This window comes from Lactobacillus sp. ESL0228 (assembly GCF_003692825.1).
In the GTDB taxonomy this organism is placed as follows: domain Bacteria; phylum Bacillota; class Bacilli; order Lactobacillales; family Lactobacillaceae; genus Lactobacillus.
On sequence record NZ_REHJ01000008.1, the window covers coordinates 277,043 to 293,871 of the forward strand.

The 16,829-nt window shown below is 34.0% G+C and carries 29 protein-coding genes and 1 tRNA gene; 8 read left to right on the forward strand and 22 right to left on the reverse strand.

Annotated elements, in window-relative coordinates; genetic code table 11:
• Positions 1–64: 64 nt before the first annotated feature.
• The 3 genes from F5ESL0228_RS04790 to F5ESL0228_RS04800 all read right to left on the reverse strand — a co-directional run bounded on the left by F5ESL0228_RS04790 (position 65) and on the right by F5ESL0228_RS04800 (position 1,452).
• Complete coding sequence (locus tag F5ESL0228_RS04790) at positions 65–445, reverse strand: type II toxin-antitoxin system HicB family antitoxin (protein WP_122023026.1); 381 nt, start codon at positions 443–445, stop codon at positions 65–67.
• Positions 446–481: 36 nt separating this feature from the next.
• Positions 482–670 (reverse strand): type II toxin-antitoxin system HicA family toxin, encoded by a 189-nt coding sequence (locus F5ESL0228_RS04795; RefSeq protein WP_122023027.1) that lies wholly within the window; start codon positions 668–670, stop codon positions 482–484.
• A gap of 221 nt (positions 671–891) precedes the next feature.
• Positions 892–1,452: a hypothetical protein gene (locus tag F5ESL0228_RS04800; RefSeq protein ID WP_122023028.1), complete on the reverse strand. Its 561-nt coding sequence runs from the start codon at positions 1,450–1,452 to the stop codon at positions 892–894.
• A gap of 401 nt (positions 1,453–1,853) precedes the next feature.
• Between F5ESL0228_RS04800 and F5ESL0228_RS04805 the strand changes: the two genes are divergently transcribed.
• Positions 1,854–2,132, forward strand: a complete 279-nt coding sequence (locus tag F5ESL0228_RS04805) for a type II toxin-antitoxin system RelB/DinJ family antitoxin (RefSeq protein ID WP_158592487.1) — start codon at positions 1,854–1,856, stop codon at positions 2,130–2,132.
• Positions 2,119–2,394 (forward strand): type II toxin-antitoxin system YafQ family toxin, encoded by a 276-nt coding sequence (locus F5ESL0228_RS04810; protein ID WP_122023030.1) that lies wholly within the window; start codon positions 2,119–2,121, stop codon positions 2,392–2,394. The genes F5ESL0228_RS04805 and F5ESL0228_RS04810 overlap by 14 nt, the downstream gene beginning before the upstream one ends.
• Before the next feature lie 28 nt (positions 2,395–2,422).
• On the opposite strand, the gene F5ESL0228_RS04815 is transcribed toward F5ESL0228_RS04810, so the two are convergent.
• The 14 genes from F5ESL0228_RS04815 to F5ESL0228_RS04875 all read right to left on the reverse strand — a co-directional run bounded on the left by F5ESL0228_RS04815 (position 2,423) and on the right by F5ESL0228_RS04875 (position 9,737).
• Complete coding sequence (locus F5ESL0228_RS04815; RefSeq protein WP_158592488.1) at positions 2,423–2,893, reverse strand: ArpU family phage packaging/lysis transcriptional regulator; 471 nt, start codon at positions 2,891–2,893, stop codon at positions 2,423–2,425.
• Positions 2,894–2,911: 18 nt separating this feature from the next.
• Complete coding sequence (locus F5ESL0228_RS04820) at positions 2,912–3,388, reverse strand: RusA family crossover junction endodeoxyribonuclease (protein WP_122023032.1); 477 nt, start codon at positions 3,386–3,388, stop codon at positions 2,912–2,914.
• 71 nt (positions 3,389–3,459) lie between these two features.
• A complete protein-coding gene (locus tag F5ESL0228_RS04825) occupies positions 3,460–3,957 on the reverse strand; it encodes a hypothetical protein (RefSeq protein ID WP_122023033.1) in 498 nt (165 codons plus the stop codon).
• Positions 3,958–3,969: 12 nt separating this feature from the next.
• Positions 3,970–4,440 (reverse strand): single-stranded DNA-binding protein, encoded by a 471-nt coding sequence (ssb, locus tag F5ESL0228_RS04830; RefSeq protein ID WP_122023034.1) that lies wholly within the window; start codon positions 4,438–4,440, stop codon positions 3,970–3,972.
• A 191-nt stretch (positions 4,441–4,631) separates the two neighbouring features.
• On the reverse strand, positions 4,632–4,775 hold the full coding sequence (locus tag F5ESL0228_RS08310; RefSeq protein WP_158592489.1) for a hypothetical protein: 144 nt from the start codon (positions 4,773–4,775) through the stop codon (positions 4,632–4,634).
• Positions 4,772–4,963, reverse strand: coding sequence for a hypothetical protein (locus F5ESL0228_RS04840; RefSeq protein ID WP_122023036.1), 192 nt, complete (start codon positions 4,961–4,963; stop codon positions 4,772–4,774). The genes F5ESL0228_RS08310 and F5ESL0228_RS04840 overlap by 4 nt, the downstream gene beginning before the upstream one ends.
• A gap of 19 nt (positions 4,964–4,982) precedes the next feature.
• Complete coding sequence (locus F5ESL0228_RS08485) at positions 4,983–5,102, reverse strand: single-stranded DNA-binding protein (RefSeq protein ID WP_147441425.1); 120 nt, start codon at positions 5,100–5,102, stop codon at positions 4,983–4,985.
• 2 nt (positions 5,103–5,104) lie between these two features.
• Positions 5,105–5,356 (reverse strand): hypothetical protein, encoded by a 252-nt coding sequence (locus F5ESL0228_RS04845; RefSeq protein ID WP_158592490.1) that lies wholly within the window; start codon positions 5,354–5,356, stop codon positions 5,105–5,107.
• A 27-nt stretch (positions 5,357–5,383) separates the two neighbouring features.
• The gene (locus F5ESL0228_RS04850; RefSeq protein ID WP_122023038.1) at positions 5,384–6,202 is read right to left on the reverse strand and encodes a DnaA ATPase domain-containing protein; all 819 of its coding nucleotides are present in this window, start codon (positions 6,200–6,202) and stop codon (positions 5,384–5,386) included.
• A gap of 11 nt (positions 6,203–6,213) precedes the next feature.
• Entirely contained in the window at positions 6,214–7,143 is a 930-nt protein-coding gene (locus F5ESL0228_RS04855; RefSeq protein ID WP_122023039.1) for a hypothetical protein, read from the reverse strand.
• A 5-nt stretch (positions 7,144–7,148) separates the two neighbouring features.
• A complete protein-coding gene (locus tag F5ESL0228_RS04860; RefSeq protein ID WP_122023040.1) occupies positions 7,149–7,988 on the reverse strand; it encodes an ERF family protein in 840 nt (279 codons plus the stop codon).
• On the reverse strand, positions 7,989–8,957 hold the full coding sequence (locus F5ESL0228_RS04865; protein WP_122023041.1) for a DUF1351 domain-containing protein: 969 nt from the start codon (positions 8,955–8,957) through the stop codon (positions 7,989–7,991). It abuts the gene before it with no gap.
• Between the two features lie 230 nt (positions 8,958–9,187).
• Positions 9,188–9,526 (reverse strand): DUF771 domain-containing protein, encoded by a 339-nt coding sequence (locus F5ESL0228_RS04870; protein WP_233553549.1) that lies wholly within the window; start codon positions 9,524–9,526, stop codon positions 9,188–9,190.
• Positions 9,519–9,737 (reverse strand): helix-turn-helix transcriptional regulator, encoded by a 219-nt coding sequence (locus F5ESL0228_RS04875; protein WP_122023042.1) that lies wholly within the window; start codon positions 9,735–9,737, stop codon positions 9,519–9,521. Before F5ESL0228_RS04875 ends, F5ESL0228_RS04870 begins: the two co-directional genes overlap by 8 nt.
• A gap of 270 nt (positions 9,738–10,007) precedes the next feature.
• Between F5ESL0228_RS04875 and F5ESL0228_RS04880 the strand changes: the two genes are divergently transcribed.
• A complete protein-coding gene (locus F5ESL0228_RS04880) occupies positions 10,008–10,268 on the forward strand; it encodes a hypothetical protein (protein WP_122023043.1) in 261 nt (86 codons plus the stop codon).
• A gap of 45 nt (positions 10,269–10,313) precedes the next feature.
• On the opposite strand, the gene F5ESL0228_RS04885 is transcribed toward F5ESL0228_RS04880, so the two are convergent.
• The 3 genes from F5ESL0228_RS04885 to F5ESL0228_RS04895 are packed head-to-tail and all read right to left on the reverse strand — an operon-like array spanning position 10,314 to position 11,562.
• Positions 10,314–10,535 carry a hypothetical protein gene (locus F5ESL0228_RS04885; protein WP_122023044.1) on the reverse strand — a complete coding sequence of 74 codons (222 nt, stop codon included), beginning with the start codon at positions 10,533–10,535 and terminating at the stop codon, positions 10,314–10,316.
• Between the two features lie 15 nt (positions 10,536–10,550).
• Positions 10,551–11,303: an antA/AntB antirepressor family protein gene (locus tag F5ESL0228_RS04890; protein ID WP_233553550.1), complete on the reverse strand. Its 753-nt coding sequence runs from the start codon at positions 11,301–11,303 to the stop codon at positions 10,551–10,553.
• Complete coding sequence (locus F5ESL0228_RS04895; RefSeq protein WP_158592491.1) at positions 11,290–11,562, reverse strand: helix-turn-helix transcriptional regulator; 273 nt, start codon at positions 11,560–11,562, stop codon at positions 11,290–11,292. Before F5ESL0228_RS04895 ends, F5ESL0228_RS04890 begins: the two co-directional genes overlap by 14 nt.
• 140 nt (positions 11,563–11,702) lie before the next feature.
• Here F5ESL0228_RS04895 and F5ESL0228_RS04900 point away from each other — a divergent pair, with 140 nt between their 5' ends.
• From F5ESL0228_RS04900 to F5ESL0228_RS04910, 3 genes are read left to right on the forward strand one after another with little or no spacing between them, the layout of a single operon-like run.
• The gene (locus F5ESL0228_RS04900; protein ID WP_122023046.1) at positions 11,703–12,071 is read left to right on the forward strand and encodes a helix-turn-helix domain-containing protein; all 369 of its coding nucleotides are present in this window, start codon (positions 11,703–11,705) and stop codon (positions 12,069–12,071) included.
• Positions 12,072–12,084: 13 nt separating this feature from the next.
• Entirely contained in the window at positions 12,085–12,516 is a 432-nt protein-coding gene (locus F5ESL0228_RS04905) for an ImmA/IrrE family metallo-endopeptidase (RefSeq protein WP_158592449.1), read from the forward strand.
• A gap of 28 nt (positions 12,517–12,544) precedes the next feature.
• On the forward strand, positions 12,545–14,152 hold the full coding sequence (locus F5ESL0228_RS04910; protein ID WP_122023048.1) for a DUF4041 domain-containing protein: 1,608 nt from the start codon (positions 12,545–12,547) through the stop codon (positions 14,150–14,152).
• 10 nt (positions 14,153–14,162) lie between these two features.
• On the opposite strand, the gene F5ESL0228_RS04915 is transcribed toward F5ESL0228_RS04910, so the two are convergent.
• Positions 14,163–14,729 (reverse strand): DUF5067 domain-containing protein, encoded by a 567-nt coding sequence (locus tag F5ESL0228_RS04915; RefSeq protein ID WP_158592492.1) that lies wholly within the window; start codon positions 14,727–14,729, stop codon positions 14,163–14,165.
• A gap of 132 nt (positions 14,730–14,861) precedes the next feature.
• On the opposite strand from F5ESL0228_RS04915, the gene F5ESL0228_RS04920 reads away from it, so the two are divergent.
• Positions 14,862–15,404: a DUF6287 domain-containing protein gene (locus tag F5ESL0228_RS04920; protein WP_122023050.1), complete on the forward strand. Its 543-nt coding sequence runs from the start codon at positions 14,862–14,864 to the stop codon at positions 15,402–15,404.
• A gap of 131 nt (positions 15,405–15,535) precedes the next feature.
• Entirely contained in the window at positions 15,536–16,621 is a 1,086-nt protein-coding gene (locus F5ESL0228_RS04925; RefSeq protein ID WP_122023051.1) for a tyrosine-type recombinase/integrase, read from the forward strand.
• Between the two features lie 110 nt (positions 16,622–16,731).
• Here F5ESL0228_RS04925 and F5ESL0228_RS04930 read toward each other — a convergent pair.
• Positions 16,732–16,820: transfer RNA gene (locus F5ESL0228_RS04930), tRNA-Ser, on the reverse strand.
• Positions 16,821–16,829 lie beyond the last annotated feature (9 nt).

Here is a 16,829-nt window from a genome sequence, read left to right on the forward strand (position 1 = left end):
CCACCTCCTGATTTTTAGGTATTAAAAAAGTCGAGCTATTAACTCGACTATGAAACACTTCGATTTAAACTTCCAATTTGGCTTTTAAAGCCTCCGTTAGAAGAGCAGAAAAGTTAACGTGCTGCTCTTTTCCCAATTTAACAAGGTACTCAGGTACAGAAACGTTTTTTCTGATTGTTTTAGGGTTTTTACGCCGATATTCATCCATATCAACACTGACAATTGTCTTAATGTCATCTTTACCAGTTTTAATAGCATCCAAATCAGACGCCAACGGGTACTCTGTTTTATCTTCAAGGGCCAATCCGATTAGATCTGCAGCCATCATCAGTGCTTCTTTCATGTTTTCGCCTTGAGTCCAGCCACCTTCAATATCAGGAATTTCGACAGTATAGCCTTTTTCCTCCGAATGCAAAATTACTGGATACACTAAAACTTTTTCCATTTTTACAACCTCCTATGGGGTATGAGAAACAAGGGCTTATTTCAGCCCTGCTTCTCTAAAAATTGCTTGTTCCAACCCTTTTTTAAGTTCCTTTGCATGTATTGGAACGAATACAGTCACGTTAGTATTGGGATTGTATAGCTTCAAATGTGAACCTCTTTGTGACTTTTCTTTAAAACCGTTACTTTTAAGCAATTTCACGATTTCTCTGGGTTTCATTGGCATTTTCTTTTACCCCCTTCTTTGCTGTTATTATTATACACAAAAATGTGTATAACGTAAATAGGAGAATAATATTTTTTTAAATATTTTAGTAAAAATACTTTTCATTTTTCAATTTATAATTTTTGCTAATTTTTATGTTTACCTTTTAATTCAGTAACATCATTTCACAACCCCTAAATTTTGCGCATAAAAAAGCACTCGTGAGAGTGCTCTATAAAATATTAGTAAATCCCTTCAGGACTTTTTTCTATTTGCTCTTGACAATTTTTTATTATCTTATCCAACAATTTTTCAATATTTTCAAAAATACAACTACATTCTGAATAAGTAAAATCATTTAAACTATTTAATAGTTTAGACAGACTCTTATAATCATCTTTAAGGCTATCAAGATTCTTCTTCGCATCCCTATAATCACTTCTAGTTATATTTTTTAACATGTCTAAAAGTTTAATGTTTGAACCTAAAGAAGCTAGTAAGTCTATTTTGTTTTCTCCCAATAAATATTTATTATCAATTTCTTGATTTAAATAGCTGTCAACTAAATGCTTATATTTATTTGAACTATAAATAATTTTTTCTAAATACTCAGTTTTTTTACTAGATAATGCACTATTATTATCATGATATATAGTAACTATAATTGTAATAAACGTAATAATAATTGTACCTAATGAAACCACTACATTATTTTTTATTCCTTTTAATAGTGATATTGACCAAGAAATTATTAAAAATAACACGAACCAATATGCTTTTATTATTCTAATAAAATTTCTCATAAAAAACACCATCCGTATATTAAATCTATAATTAATATAGCATATTTATAAAAAATTATAAAATTATGGCTATTGCGGCAACAGGATTCGAACCTGCTTACAACCATTACCGCAACTCACAAGAAAGATTTTTAAAATATGAGTAAAAATAATTTTTAAAGACCACAACATTAGTTTAACGTCGTTTCGGACGGTCCTAATAGCTATTAGGAATTACCCTAATCTTTCGACAATACCAATATAACACCTATTAATTACGATTCATCTCCGATTCCGACCCGATTTTGACCCGATTTTTAAAAAATCATGCCAAATATTTATCCATTTTTATTTATAATACTTTATTAAAGAATGAAATAAGGATATAATATCCCTAGAATAAAAGAAAGAGGGAAATGTTAATGTCAATTAAAACGAGTAAAAAAACTAACTTGAATGTTAAAATTGATACCGATCTAAAAAATGAAGCGGATTTAGTTTTTAAAGATATGGGCTTAACTTTAAGCTCAGCAATTACAATGTTCTTAAAGCGTTCCGTTGATGATCGCGAATTACCCTTTCAGCCACGTGTGACTAGCGAATTAGACCAAGCTTTGGATGAAATCAAATCAGGTAATATTGAATCATTTGATTCTGTTAAAGATTGGGAAGAAGATTTGCGTGAGTATGTACAAGATTAAGCAATCACGTAAATTCAAAAAATCTGCCAAGCAAGCTGTCAAACAGGGGAAAGATATTAACAAACTATTTGTTGCTGTAGAAGCTATCATTACAAACAATATTAGTCCCCAGTACCATGACCACGAACTTAAAGGCAAATGGCAAGGAGTTCGCGAGTTGCATATCGAACCGGATTGGTTATTAACTTATCAAATCAAAGATAATGAACTAATACTTTATTTAGTCGATACAGGCTCACATAGTCAATTATTTGATAAATAAAAAAGCTTAAGTAACTTTTTATGACTACTTAAGCTTTTTTATATTCGTAAATATTTAATTCAGGTATATCTACATCATATTTAATCTTCCAAGTTTCAATTGAATCGGCAAATTGGCATAAGGCATATCGTTTCAAATCGCTATAGCGAGAGTCACTATATTTGACTTTGTTAGCAACTTGCCAGTCTTTAAGTTCATCTATATATAGTGCTTTTAAAATCGTCTTAAATGGCTGGCTTGGACTATCTGAGCAGTGATCTATTGCTTGATAAATAGCCTTGCATCTGTTTTGCATGTCTAAAATTTTCATCATCTTATTCTCAACGCCATTACCACTACGGGAGGCAACTCCAGTTAAATCGAGCTGTGGACTGCTAAGATCAGTGCGATGAAAACCAGCCTTAATTAAATAATTCGGGAATGTATATTTAAAAAATATGCGTACTCGATTAGCTGTTTCTTTTTGATTAATATCAAGCCCTAAATCAGTGTTTTCCACAAACTCAATCCTTCCATTTTATCTGCTATCTTGCCAAGTCGCTATAATTTCAACTCGTGGCTCATCTGAGTACCACTTCTCAACACGCAACTCCACTACCTGTTTGTCGTCTCTGTATAGCCCTTCGTGTACACATTCTGCCTTATGCAAGGCATGATTAAGCTTCATTTTAGGATTTAATCCATCTAAGATAGCTTTAGCAACATTGTCACTATCTGGCTTCTTACTAGGTCTTTCTTGACCACTCAAGCATTCTTTCTTACGCTTCTTGGAATACGACTTGGGCACTTCAAAATAAGCTTTAATCATTAATGCCATATCACACGATATTGGCTTTTTTATTTGTGCCTGTTGCCTAGCAATCAATGCACTATACCGGACTTGATTTTCATAACCGTGAGTATCATCTGGAGTGTAGGTAATTACGTGACCACCTCGTCTAGAAAATCTTGGTCTTGCTTTTCCCTTAGGTTCTCCTGGCACTATAAACTTCAAACAATGCTCCGTTTAAACATTAATCTTCCTTTCCTGCACCTTAAAGGCTGCTTTAAGACCTCTTTACATTTTTACTTAACGAAAATTGTTTCGTTGTTCCCTTTGACCATATAATTATCTCCCTGATTCAAATCAAACCAGTGATTATCAAAACGATATAATCTAAAGCCTCGCTTACTAAATTCTCTTTGATCAGCTTTAAAATTCTCGCGTACTTTGCCAAATGGTTTTAAATTAGATAATCCTCCTAAAAAGAACCGACAGCCGTACGGATCAACTAGCATGTAGCTAAATTTAGGTTTAATTTCTAAGCAACGTTCTTTGACAACTGTTTTAACCTTTTTCCAGCTAACTCCTAGTTCGTCTTCAACTTCTCTAACGCTGTAACCTATCTCAATATGACGTGCGATACTGTCTTCGCTTTTACTACTAGGATTTAAAATCAAGACTATTTCATTAAGCTTACGAATATCATCTGCATTGCCGCTCTTTTCAACTTCAGCTAAATCATTGTTATATTTATCTTCAAGATAATGAAGTTGGTCCCACGGTATTTTTGTCTTAACCATTATTTTATCTCCTTAAAAAGGCAAGTCATCGTCACTAATATCAATCGTGTCACCCGAACCGCTAAATGGGTCTTGTGGGGCGTTGCTATTGTTGCTAGTGGAATTATTACTGCTGTTATAAGAAGTGCCGTTATTACCCGTATTTGCGTTATTCTGCCTATCCTTTTTCGACTCAAGTAATGAAAAGTTATCAACAACAACTTCAGTCACATAAACCTTTTGCCCGTTTTGGCCATCGTATGATCTAGTTTGAATTCGGCCATCAATGCCAACAAGTGAGCCTTTCGATGTAAAGTTGCAAAAATTCTCTGCAGCTTTGCGCCAAATGACACAACTGATAAAGTCAGCTCCTCGTTCACCCTGAGAGTTGGTATATTGCCGATTAACAGCAAGCGTAAACGTTGATACTGACAGACCACTCTGTGTTGTTTTCAATTCAGGGTCACGTGTCAAGCGACCAGTTAGCACCACTCTGTTAATCATTTTTATCCGCCTTTCTGTTTAAGTAGTCCACGCACCAGTCATAGTCTTCTTTGCTGACCTCATATCCTCTATCCACAAAAACTAGCATGTAAAACACTATGTGTGCTCGTACGTATATGGTCGCACCACGCAACTTTTTTAAAGGCTGTTCACAAGTTTCGCCATTTAGAACATCATTGAAGACAAGTGTCTTATTCCCTTTTATTTTCATTTGTGGTTACCTCTGCATCTTCGAATTTCTCGTTTTCATCAAGCGGATAGTTGTCCGGTACGTGTCCTAAAAACACGTACTTGCCGTTTTTGTTTTTTCGATATAGTTTTTTAACGTGTGTCATTGCTTAATCCTTTTAAAACCAATGTTGATATTTAACTCTTCTGAATTTTTATTGGAAGTTTTATTAAATGACAATTCACTTAAAGTTAAATCCCTATCATTTGCAATATTAGATATTGCTTGTAGCTGCATAAATACACCTGATAATTCAGGGTAATCTGTATCAATTAAAATTTTTTCTTTTTTCATTGCTAGTCCTCCTATACATTCAATCCCACCAAACGTCATCACATCCAACTGCCATACGGGTATAATACCAGCAACCATCTTCAAACATTTTTTCTGCATCACTTGCTAAAAATCCTGTTAATGTTACTTTGTTAACCATTATTAGTACTCTCCCATATACTTCTTTTCAAAATCAGCGAAGAACTTGTGTGCCTTTTGTAGTCCTTCTTTTTCTTTGCGTTGAAATGCGCCAATACCATGCTCACAATCGTATTCATACTGCTGGTCTGCTCGCTCATGCCATATCTTTGAGTAGATACTGTCCCAGTCAGAAGTCCACTTATACTCGTGAGCGCTTGTCTGCGATTTTCGTAAAATCAATGACATGGCCTCTGTCTCCTTCAATATATGCACTTAGATATCTCACAATCACATTACTGCTCATTTCAATAATCTCTTATCTTTCATATTTTCAAAATTAATTACCGAGTTTGCACTGCCTTCAAACATTCGACTAACTACGCGACCATGATCTTGGTATGTTGCAAGTAGCTCTTCTTTATTCAAGTTAGTAGTCGTAATCACTCGTTGATTACTTTCATAAATATTAAATAATGTGCGCTGAACAAAGTCTGTTGCTTCTTTGTTGCCAGTTTCAGCACCTAAATCATCAAGAACTACTAAATTTGCTTGTTTAGCAAGTTCATTAACATATTCTGGTGACCACTTGCCCACTTTAGTCGCAAAGTAATTTCGCATCTTATCGATTAACTTATCAACGCTAAGAAATAAACACTTTTGCGGTGGATTAATATGATCATTAACAGCATTTAAAATAGCAACTGCTAAATGTGTTTTGCCAGCACCTACACATCCCATCAACATAGTATTAAATTGCTTATCAGGATTGCGAAAATATTCAGCAGCAATAGCATGTGCAACCTCTTTTACAGCTATCTCTTTTGAACCTGATTGGGCTTTAAAATTATCAAATGTATAATTATGTTCCTCTCTGCGATTAAATAGTGAGTGATGCTTTAAATAGTTCCTATTCGAATACTCAAATTTAACTTTTTCAGCTATCGGTTTAAGTTCCTTTTCTTGCATACACTTAATGCAGAACGGCTGACCAGCATTAAAGCCATCAATTAGCATTAAGTATTGCTGATAGGGATGCTTACAGTGAACTGGGCAAACTTGCTGCAATACGTGAGTTTTAGAACCGACTTGGCTGATTAATTTTTTATAACTTATTGCCATAATTAACCTCTTTAAAATGGCGTTTCTTCATTATTAGTGACAAATCCTGCCTTACGCTGTTTTTCCAATAATTCTTCAGGTGACATTCCGGTTCCTTCAATTCGTTTAGTTTCTAGCTTCTCAGTTTCAAGTTCATCATCAAATCTACCATTAAACCATGTACCACCATTCATTGGATGATACCAAGATGGACCATTAGCACAATAATTGTTATAAGCATCTAATCGGGCTTTCATATACTCAAAAGTATGTGTTTTTGCCTCTTTTCGCCATGCTTTATAATGTCTAGATGCATCTTTTTTACCTTTTTTGTTTGGGTATGCCGACCATAGTTTTTTAAATTCATCATTTATAATCGTTGACTTTACAGCATCGGTAGATGCAGTGGCACGAATCGTACCACGATTCGTAGCTACGTTACTGTCATTGTCATTGTCATTGTGTATGTCATTGTCATTATTTATTTCTTTTGCTTCTTTTCTTCTTTGAAACTCAAAAATAAATAAATTACGTATTTCATGATCAACTGTCCGTGTTGATGCTTTCCACCAACTGTTTAGATGATTAATAACTTTAAAAATCAAATCATCGCTTTGTACTTCTGCTAAATCTGCCCGAATACAATCAAGAACAGGCTTACCACCCTTAATAACTGAATATTTAAGCGAGTTCATTAAAGCAATTTCTTGTGTTTCCTTTGAATAACAAATGACTTTGTGTCGTTCTTCAAAGCGTTCAATTAAAGCCCTTGTTGCCTCAGTTGAGTAACCTAGCTCAAAAGCAGCAACTTTATACGGTAAACGGTAAATTCCAGCTTGTGTCGTATGTGCATTTGTCATTAGATAAAGCATGAAATAACGATCTTCCGGAGTAAATTTATCAACTACTTTTGGATCATCCCAAAATGAAGTTGCAACTATTCTCTTAATTATTTTGCCCATTTCAATCACTTCCCAACTTGATTAGCAAAAGGATCTGTAATTGCATCTTGCTGAACTTTGTTAACAGCTTGATTTAGTAACGTATTTTCTGATTCTCGCTCTGCCTGTTTGGACTTTGTGTCAGTATCCACTGTTGACTTAATCAGTTTGTAAGCATCGTTAATGGCATCAACATACTTAGCAAATTTCTTGCTCTTTTTGCATTCATTTTTGATATACTCTTCGGCTTTTTGATTACCTGATACAGCTAGCATATAAACTTCAACTAATCTCGTCTTTTTATCGCCAACCTTGACAGTAACTTTGCTTAAAGCCTCATTGTCAATAAAATTAGTTTTAACTTGTACCTGTTGTGGTTCTTGTTTAGCGCCATTACCGTCAGTATCTTCCTCCGAAGCAATTCCAAAGATTGCACTGATCGAGTAACGTCTGGCATAAGTTAAGACAGCTCCTTGGTCTTGCGTCTTACCACTGCTTTTTTTGATACCAACATCAAGCAAACATTCACCAAAATCGATCAGTGCACCTTGACTATTAAAAATAATATTTCTAACGCCAACTTTACCGTCTTTAATAACCGGTAATTGACTGATTGCAATATCCTCATCTTCAGTTGCTTTATAAATTGCTTTAAAAACTTGGTCTAGAGAGGTGTAATCATAGCCATAACCATGTGCGCCTTTATTAGGTTGCTCAATTTTTTGTTGAACAGTGCCAAACGCTTTCATCAAAGCTTTTTTTGCTTTCACCGCTTCTTCTTGCTTCATATCAGCAACTGTCTTAATTTTGGGAAAACTACAGTTATTAACTGACTGACCTGTATTATGGATCGCTTCTTCAGTCATTTAGTCCACCACCTTATACGCAATTTTATTTTCTCTAAAGAAACTTGCTAAGGCAGTTAACTGCTCTGACGTTCCACTAACTACAAACGTATGCTCATAAATCTTAGGTTCTGACTTAGCAACTGCTTGCTTTACTTCTCCAGTTTCTGGATCAATTAACTTATCACCATGTTTCTCTAACTTTTGAGTCGCTAATTTTCGCTTCTGTGCATCTTCGGCTTGCTGTATTGCAAACTCTTCTTGCCTTCTCTTTTTGTCCTCAACGACTTGTTTTAATTCTTTAGCGTGATTATCCATTGCTACTAAAATATCGCTTACGGGCTTGATTTTTAGTTCGTCAATCCAATGCTGAACAGGCAATGCTAACTCATCTGCTCTTTGTGATATTTGCTTTACACCGTCTAGGTATGTGGCCTGTTGTTTTACAATTACTTCAAGCTGCTGACTAACTTCATTTTCAAAGGAAACATTTGAATAACTCTTGTTATCCCAGCGTTGATTATATTTAAAGTTGAATTGCCTTAGATCGCCGTCAGTTAATCCAGCTTGACTTGCAAACTCAGAAATTCGCTTAATATTTCGATTATGCTTATATTGTTTAACTTTGTTGTCATAGTATGACAATCCACTGCCAATTTGGGTATAAATGTCGTCAAGTTCAGATGTCATTGACTTAACTTGTTCTTTAAAAACTGTAATTGGTTTACTAGCTTCATTAACGACTCTTTTTTTCTCATCATTGATTTGCTGCCTAAATTTACTAATTTTAGTCCGCAGCGCTTTATCACTTTTGTACGTTTGCGGTGTAACCTTGTAACCGTCTAGTTGTGCATGTAGTTCGTCAACTTTAGCCTTCATTTCATCATAACCATGGAATTCCAGTTTTGCCGGTTGAAATGAAACTGTCATTTCATCATCAACATTTTCCAACGAAATTAATTGTTGCGTTTCAGTTTTTGCTTCATTCATGGTATAATCTCCTTAAATATAATTATCTTAAAAATTTAGTCATTGAGTCCGATTGCCGTCGGACTTTTTTTATGTTCCGGGAAGTCTTTCTGGTAGGGTCAATATGTAGATCGTTCCTACCAAACCAAGAATTACTAGTAATAATGAGATTGTTAGTGACATCCTGGTGTGTATCTCTAGGTCTGTGTAAGTAGCTAAAAAGTTTGCCCATTTTTTCAATATCCTTTCAATCATGGTAATTTTGCATCCCAGTCTATTTCTAATTGGTGTTCTTCCATCCATTTGGCTCCCCTATTCTCAAAAATAATTGTTGTCTTTCCATTCTTAGTGCGTCGAGGATGGACTACCCAACCACCATTTTTAACGTCCACTTCAGGATATGCATCAAAAACAAACGTCCGTATCCACTCAGGTGCTCTATTTCCGCAATAATTTTCGCTAAATTCTTTCATCTTGATGGTTTTGCCCACCAGTGACTCAGCTGGAACGTAACCACGTTCTTGCATGATTTGATCAACCAGTTTAACCAGAGGCCCCACTTGTATTTGTAGATTTACTAGATCAGTCAATTGATTTCACCTCGTTTTCCATTAGTTTTTTCTCTCTTAGTTCGTCTAAGCTGATTTCTAATGCATCAGCAATCTTACATGCATTGGTAAAGGACATTTCTGAACCATTTCTATAGTTATTGATGGTGCTCCAAGGCAGCCCTGTTAACTTAGATAACTTGTAAATACTTATCTTCTTTTTATCCATTATTTTTTGAATCATTTCCCACATGTTGTGTATAACTCCTTTACTTATATCTACATATAGTGTTAAAATTAATACCGAATTGCCCCTTGATATAGTGATATATCATTTGAACCGAGTGAATTCAGGGGAAACCTAAGTCACTGATATGGCAACCCTGAGCCAAGCTTAATTGAAGGTGCAACGCATAGGACTAAGTCCCACGAGCGCTCGGCAACTCATACGAGTTGAACATATATGCTGAACTACTAGGAAACTAGTAGAAGTTAAGAATAAAAAGCCTTAACGATAACAAAGTTGAACACAATCAATAGAGCTTTAGAGAATAGAAATCATTTTGCAAATTATCTGAATAAGACTAATGCACTTGCTAATATGGCATCTACTACTAGCCCAGCTTTAAAAGTAACTTTAGATAGGACAAATGGTATTATTAATGAGGAGATGAAGTCATTGACAGATAGCTACAAACGCACAGTTTCTGCAATTACACCATCCTCTGCATCATTCAAGAAAGGATTTTCTGAGCTATCAAATACTGGTAATTCAATCAACTAAGTCATCCCTAGTGGATGGCTTTTTTATTGCTGTCTTTTTCAATCATTACAGTTCTTTAGCTTCATAACGATCAAACCATTCTTGTTGATTTGCTAAATCTAATGCCTTTTCGGCTATAGTGCGCCAAACATGTGGTGTCGGATACCATTTGCCATCAACTACTTCGCTGGCTTGATTTTCAGCTGAATCAACAAGAAATTTAAGTTCCTGCACCGACCTAGTCATTTCTTTATCGTGCTTATCAAATTCTTCTTTTGTATACTTCATGTTTTGAGCTCCTTCTTAGTATTCCTTTTCCCAAACTTTGTATTTAATAGCGCAATCTTTAACCACTGCCATGTAGATTTGCTTAAGTCGCTTGTCAGCATCAATTACATCTAATCTGTTCAAACGATCAATTGCTGACTTGCATGAACCGTTAAGTGCCATTCTTTGCCTTAAATTAGTCAGTCTAGTTTTTAAGCTTGAACCTGCTCGTGCATCTACCTCTTTATAAATGTCACCTTGAATTTGTTGGTAAGCTCCAAAACCGCCTTCGGTCTTAGCCATTTTGTGAATTAAACCTTGTGCTGTTTTACGCCACTCGGTCGTATTTAAACTAACGATTTCAGTAATGTTGTCTACCTTTTGGTCTAACCGCTTAATTTTTCTTTCGTGTTCAGCATTCACTTTTAGCATCTGGCTAAACATCTGTAGCTCTGGACTAAGTTCTTTCATATCCAATTGGTTTTCTCGATACTTCTTTTCCACACTAATTAGATATTTACGATACTGCTTACCTTTTTCTGTCCGACTTAATAAGCAAAGTTGTTTGGCCATGTCGATTGTTAAGGCATAGTCTTGTAATTCACGTTTGGCGCCATTATTAACAACCGTACCTGCAGGTACACTTGTAAAATCTATGTGTTCTTCAAAATCTCTAAAATTTTGTTCTACCCAAGCGCTAAATCTTTTTTTGATTTCTAAGGCTTTGTATAAATCTCTAGCACTGACTAATTGCTGATCATCTTTGACCTGTACTTTAATTAATTCCAAGATTGTTTCCTTCCATTTGTTTTTTAACGCTAAAAGCGTTATTGGGACCAAAAAAAATATAATCTGTTGGTATTTTGTATAAAGCTGCAATTATACTAATATCCCGAATTGATAGCTTAGTTGCATCTTTTTCCCAAGTTTGTAATGTTGTGCGACTAATATTTAACGCTTCAGCAGCCTCCCATTGGGACAATCCGGCTCTCACTCTTAAATCTTTGATTGTATGTTTAACGTTATTGGGAACTTTATAATTGCTCACACATATTCCCTCCTTTCATAGTTTATAAATATATATTATCACGCTTTTAGCGAAATGCAATACTTTTTACGCAAAAAGCGCAAAAAAACATTCAAAAAGATAGTTAATAGCGTTATAATTCATTTATAGGAGATTTAAAAATGAACGATTTAAAAAATATTTTTTCAGCAAACTTAAACAAATTGATGGCTAATCACAATGAAAGTGTGACAGATTTAGCAAAAAGTATTGGTACTGCGTACTCTACAGTTTCTGACTGGAAAAACTGTAAGAAAATGCCTAGATCAGGAGGTTTACAAAAAATAGCTGATCATTATCATATTAATATTAGTGATTTGCTAGAAGAAGTAGTAGACAAAGAAGACTCTTCTAATCTCGATTGGACTGACTTAGGTATGGCTTATGGTGGTCACATTCCTGATGATTTGAAAGATATGTATCGTGCCATTGCAGAAGAATATGTCAAAAAACATCCTGAGGCTTTACAGAGAGATAAGAATAATAAGTAGAAAGTTTGATAATATGCAGAATATGGATGAAGTTCTAGATTGGATTACTCGTTTTTGTTGGTCTAAAAAAATTGGTATTCAATACATCCCCTACATGGATCCTCACGATCCTTCCATATGCTATGAATGGCCTAGACTAATCATTTTTAATGAAAACTGGCATAAAATTGCCGAAAAGCCGTTTATGCTCAGTCATGAAATTGGGCACATTTTAAATGGTGACACTTCTCATTATCACAATCATAATTGTCTACATGGTGTTGGTGAGGAAGAATACTTGGCAAATGTTTTTGCGATTAAACTTTTAATTCAGTATTGTCAGGAAAATGATATACATTTTAACAATATCTATGATTTCGCAAAAGCTTTTGGCATCCCTTCAAATGTTTACTACATATTAGAGAAATATGTAGACGTTAATAAATGTAATATTGTTGATTTTTAAGTAAGCGTTTTTAAGGAGGAGTCAAAAAATGAAACAAAATCACTGTGGAGTATGTGGTAAGAAAATAGGTTTATGGTCGTCACAATATCTTTTAAAAGATGGCATAATTTGTAATAATTGTGCTACTAAAACTCAGCTTTTGAAAAAGTCAAGCCAAGCTAAAATGGATGATTATTTTCAATATCATACAATTGCTGAAATAAACAACTTGCTTAATATTTCAAACCAATCTTCAAATAATGAAAACCAAAAAGTAAGCGATTCTTCAAATAAAGCAAATTCTTTTTTTGATATTTTTCATGTTCGCGAATTAAAAGGAGAGATTGTAAATTTAAAGACTGAGAATGCTAATTTAAAGAAAGAAACTGAGCTTAAATTGAGCATTCAGCAGATGAAACCTGTTGAACTTGAAGTTCTTATTGAAAAAAAGAATGCTCAACTGTGTAAATTAGATAAAGCAATTGAGACTAAGCAGAATAAAGAAAAACAACTTACTGCTACTATAAACTCACTGTATACTAAAGTAGACGAATTAAATAGCCAAATTGTAGATTTATCTGAAGAAATAAATTACGAAAGCTATGGTCTCTATAAACCGCGTTATGAATTTTCGAATTCAAGTACTTATAAAGGTAAGCTAACTGAAGTTCGATCTAATCAAAAAACAATGATTCGTAATGAAACAGCAGCCGAAATATTCGAACCTATGACCATGAATGGCTCTTTAGCTAAAGGAAAATCCATGCAGAAGAAAAACATAAAACAATTACTTCGCTCCTTTAACGGTGAATGTGAAGCAGCCATTAACAAGGTAACAAAATCTAATATTGAAACTATTGAAAAAAGAATAAATACGTCATTTGCACAGTTAAATAAATTAAATGAGCCTAATGGTATCCGCCTTACTCCTGATTATCTTGACAGCAAATTGGACGAAGCTCATATTGGTCTCGAATATGCATTGAAAAAAGAAGAAGAAAAAGAGCAATTACGAGAGCAACGTGAACGAGAGCGTGAGGAAAAGAAACTACAGCGTGAAATTGCATCAGAACGTGCCAAATACGAAAAGGATGAAGCTCACTTTACTCAAGTAAAAGAGCGCATAACTGACAAATTAAGCAACACTACAGATACAGCTGAGATGTTAGCTCTTAAACATCAATTACAAGAATTACAAGATAAACTTAATGATATTCGTGAGAGAAAAGAAAAATTACAAGATAGAGCAACTAACCCCACAGCTGGTTATGTTTATATAATTTCTAATATTGGTTCATTTGGTAAAGATGTATATAAAATCGGAGTAACTCGTAGATTAGACCCAATGGATCGCATTAACGAATTAGGAAATGCTTCTGTACCATTTAAATTTGATGTTAATGCTTTAGTATTCAGTGAAGATGCATTTAGCTTAGAATCTAGTTTACATACTTACTTTAAAGAATATCGTGTTAATCGAGTAAATAAACGTAAAGAATACTTTAAGGTACCTATGAATAAAATCAAGGAAGTTCTTGCTAAACACAAGGAACTAACTTTTGATTTTAATGAGTATCCTGATGCTTATGAGTATCGTGATACCTTGTATATTGAAGAGCATGAAAAAGAAAAAACAGCTACTAGAGCTGTAATGTAAAACAAAAAATCTAATTTACTCCAAGCTTGTTACTTTGAACTGTAAACTTTCCAAGTTTGAATGTTTTTTGACCAATTTTTGGTCCATCAACACCTTTGGTAGCTTTCAAAGTAACGGGAATCTTATTACTATCAAGGTTATATGCAATAGCACCTTCGAGTTTTCCACCCTTTTTTATGGACTTATTTTGATTATTCAAGATTTTACCAGCATAATTCAAAGGTGTTGAACCAACTACTAGTTTGCCATCTGTATTTTTATTATCTTGATACGCATTGAATACGGCTAACCATGCATTAGTAATATCAATCTTTTTATTACTCTTATTTTTTACAATGTATTCAAAAGCTATTTGTTTTTTGTCCTTAGGAGTTAATCCCTTAAAAAACTTAACTTTTGTAATAGTTATATCTAAATCACGGATACTTGCCTTTTTGCCATCAAAATAATACTTTGGCTTAGGTTTAACTGTGAATGTTTTAGATTGATTATTACTCTTGTTAGTAGAGGAACTAGAGCATCCCACTAATGACAAACTCGCAATTGCGACAGAAATAATTGTAATAATTTTCTTCATAATGTACTCCTTCATAAAATAATAATTTTATATATATAATTATTATATTTGATTGAAAATATAAAGAAAAGAGTAATTTTGTCCACGACGCCAGTGACGTTAAACCTACGGCAGATTATAATGAGGTTAATTATGAAAAAACTAATAGCTGTAGTATTCAGTGCACTATTAATGGGTTTAGGACTGATAACTACTAGTAGCACTACAATTAATGCCACATCAGCTACAACCAGTGCTGCATCAAAAATGGACTTTAAGCAAATTAAAAAAGGAAACTACACTAGCTTATTGGGTAAATGGAAGCAAGTTGCAGGAATGCACAATGATTACCATAAAGGCATCACTTGGTATAAGTTAGATCCTAAGAAACTATCTACTTTAAAGGTACACAAACATAAAATAACTGCATACAACGGATACATTACTTTTCAAGGTAAATATATGACTGATAACAACAAGAAAAAGAGAAAGCTCGCATTTTCAATGTATAAGAAATCGCTAAGATCTGTTAGTGATGATGCAATCTTGTGGGAAATAGACTATTACCCTAAAAATGTTCCAATCTACGATGACAAATATCATAGAAAACAACCTAAGGAGATAGATAATAAAAAAGATAGAATTGTAATTTTTTGTAACAATATGGGATCAACAGCCGTTTTTCAACGGAATTAGCCGATTATGAATAAAACAAAAAAGCCCTTAAGAACCCGTCTGGAAAACTATTCTTAAAGGCTTCACATGTAGGCAATTAGCCAAAGCTTTTTGTCTATCCTATTTTAGCAAATTAATAAGGAAAAATAAATATGGCATATTTCAAAAAACGCGGCAACAGTTGGCAAGCACAAGTATCGTGGTATGACACAGACAATACTAGGAAGTATAAAACCAAAAGTGGCTTTGCCACTAAGACTCAAGCTAAAAAGTGGGCTAATGAATTCGAAGTTGCTAAAGACAAAAATCAAATAACAAATTATGACCCCATTTTTATTGAATACTTTTTAGATTGGGCCAAAACTTATCGCATCCCCGGTAAGACAACCACTTCTGTTGATAGATATTACCAAATTTACAAGCACCTAAAAGAATATTTTAAAAATCAAAAACTAAGTAAAATTAGTCGATCTCAATATCAAAAATTTATTAACGAATATGGTAGCAAACACGCTAAAATAACAGTACAAAAAAATCATAGTACAATTAGCGCTTGCGTGAATGACGCAATTGCAGATAAGATTATTACCACTGATTTTACTAAACGAATTAATTTAATTTGGGATAAAGACAAAACTAGAACGGTTGATTATTTAACTAATAAAGAAGTTGTTGCATTACTTGCAAATTTAAAAAATAAAATTAATCCACGTTTTACTAGTCGTTACATGATAATAACTGCGCTTTATACTGGAATGCGAATTGGCGAAATCATGGCTCTTGAATGGACTGATATTAATTTTAAAAGAAATACCATTTCAATCACTAAGACTTACGATTATATCAATAACAAGCTTAAAGAACCTAAAACCCCTTCTTCTGTTAGAACGATTAGAGTCAATAATAGTTTGCTAAATTTATTGCAACAGCTTAACACTAATAATCAAAGATTTGTCTTTGCAGACAAAAATGGTAAGCTTCCATCACCCGCTGGCATAAATAAAGTTTTGCGCATCCACTTAAAAGAATGCAATATTAATCGAAGTGGTTTCCATTTTCATAGTCTAAGACACACACATGTGGCTATGCTTCTTTTTAAAGGAATTGATCTATATGCTATTTCTAAGCGTTTAGGACACTCAAATATGACTATAACAGCCAAAGCATATGCTTACATGTTAGAAGAATATAAGGCTCAACAAGATGACAAAATTGAGAACATACTTAATGAGATATAAAAATGACCTATCTATTAATTTAGATAAGTCATTTTTATTACTTCGGCGAGCATTTGGCGAACATTTATATTTTAAATGCTGTTATATCAATGTTTTCAAGCACTGTATTAAGGAGAGTACAGGATTTGAACCTGCGCGCCAAGGAATACTTGGTTCGCCGGATTTCGAGTCCGGTGCATTACCACTCTGCCAACTCTCCACAACAATC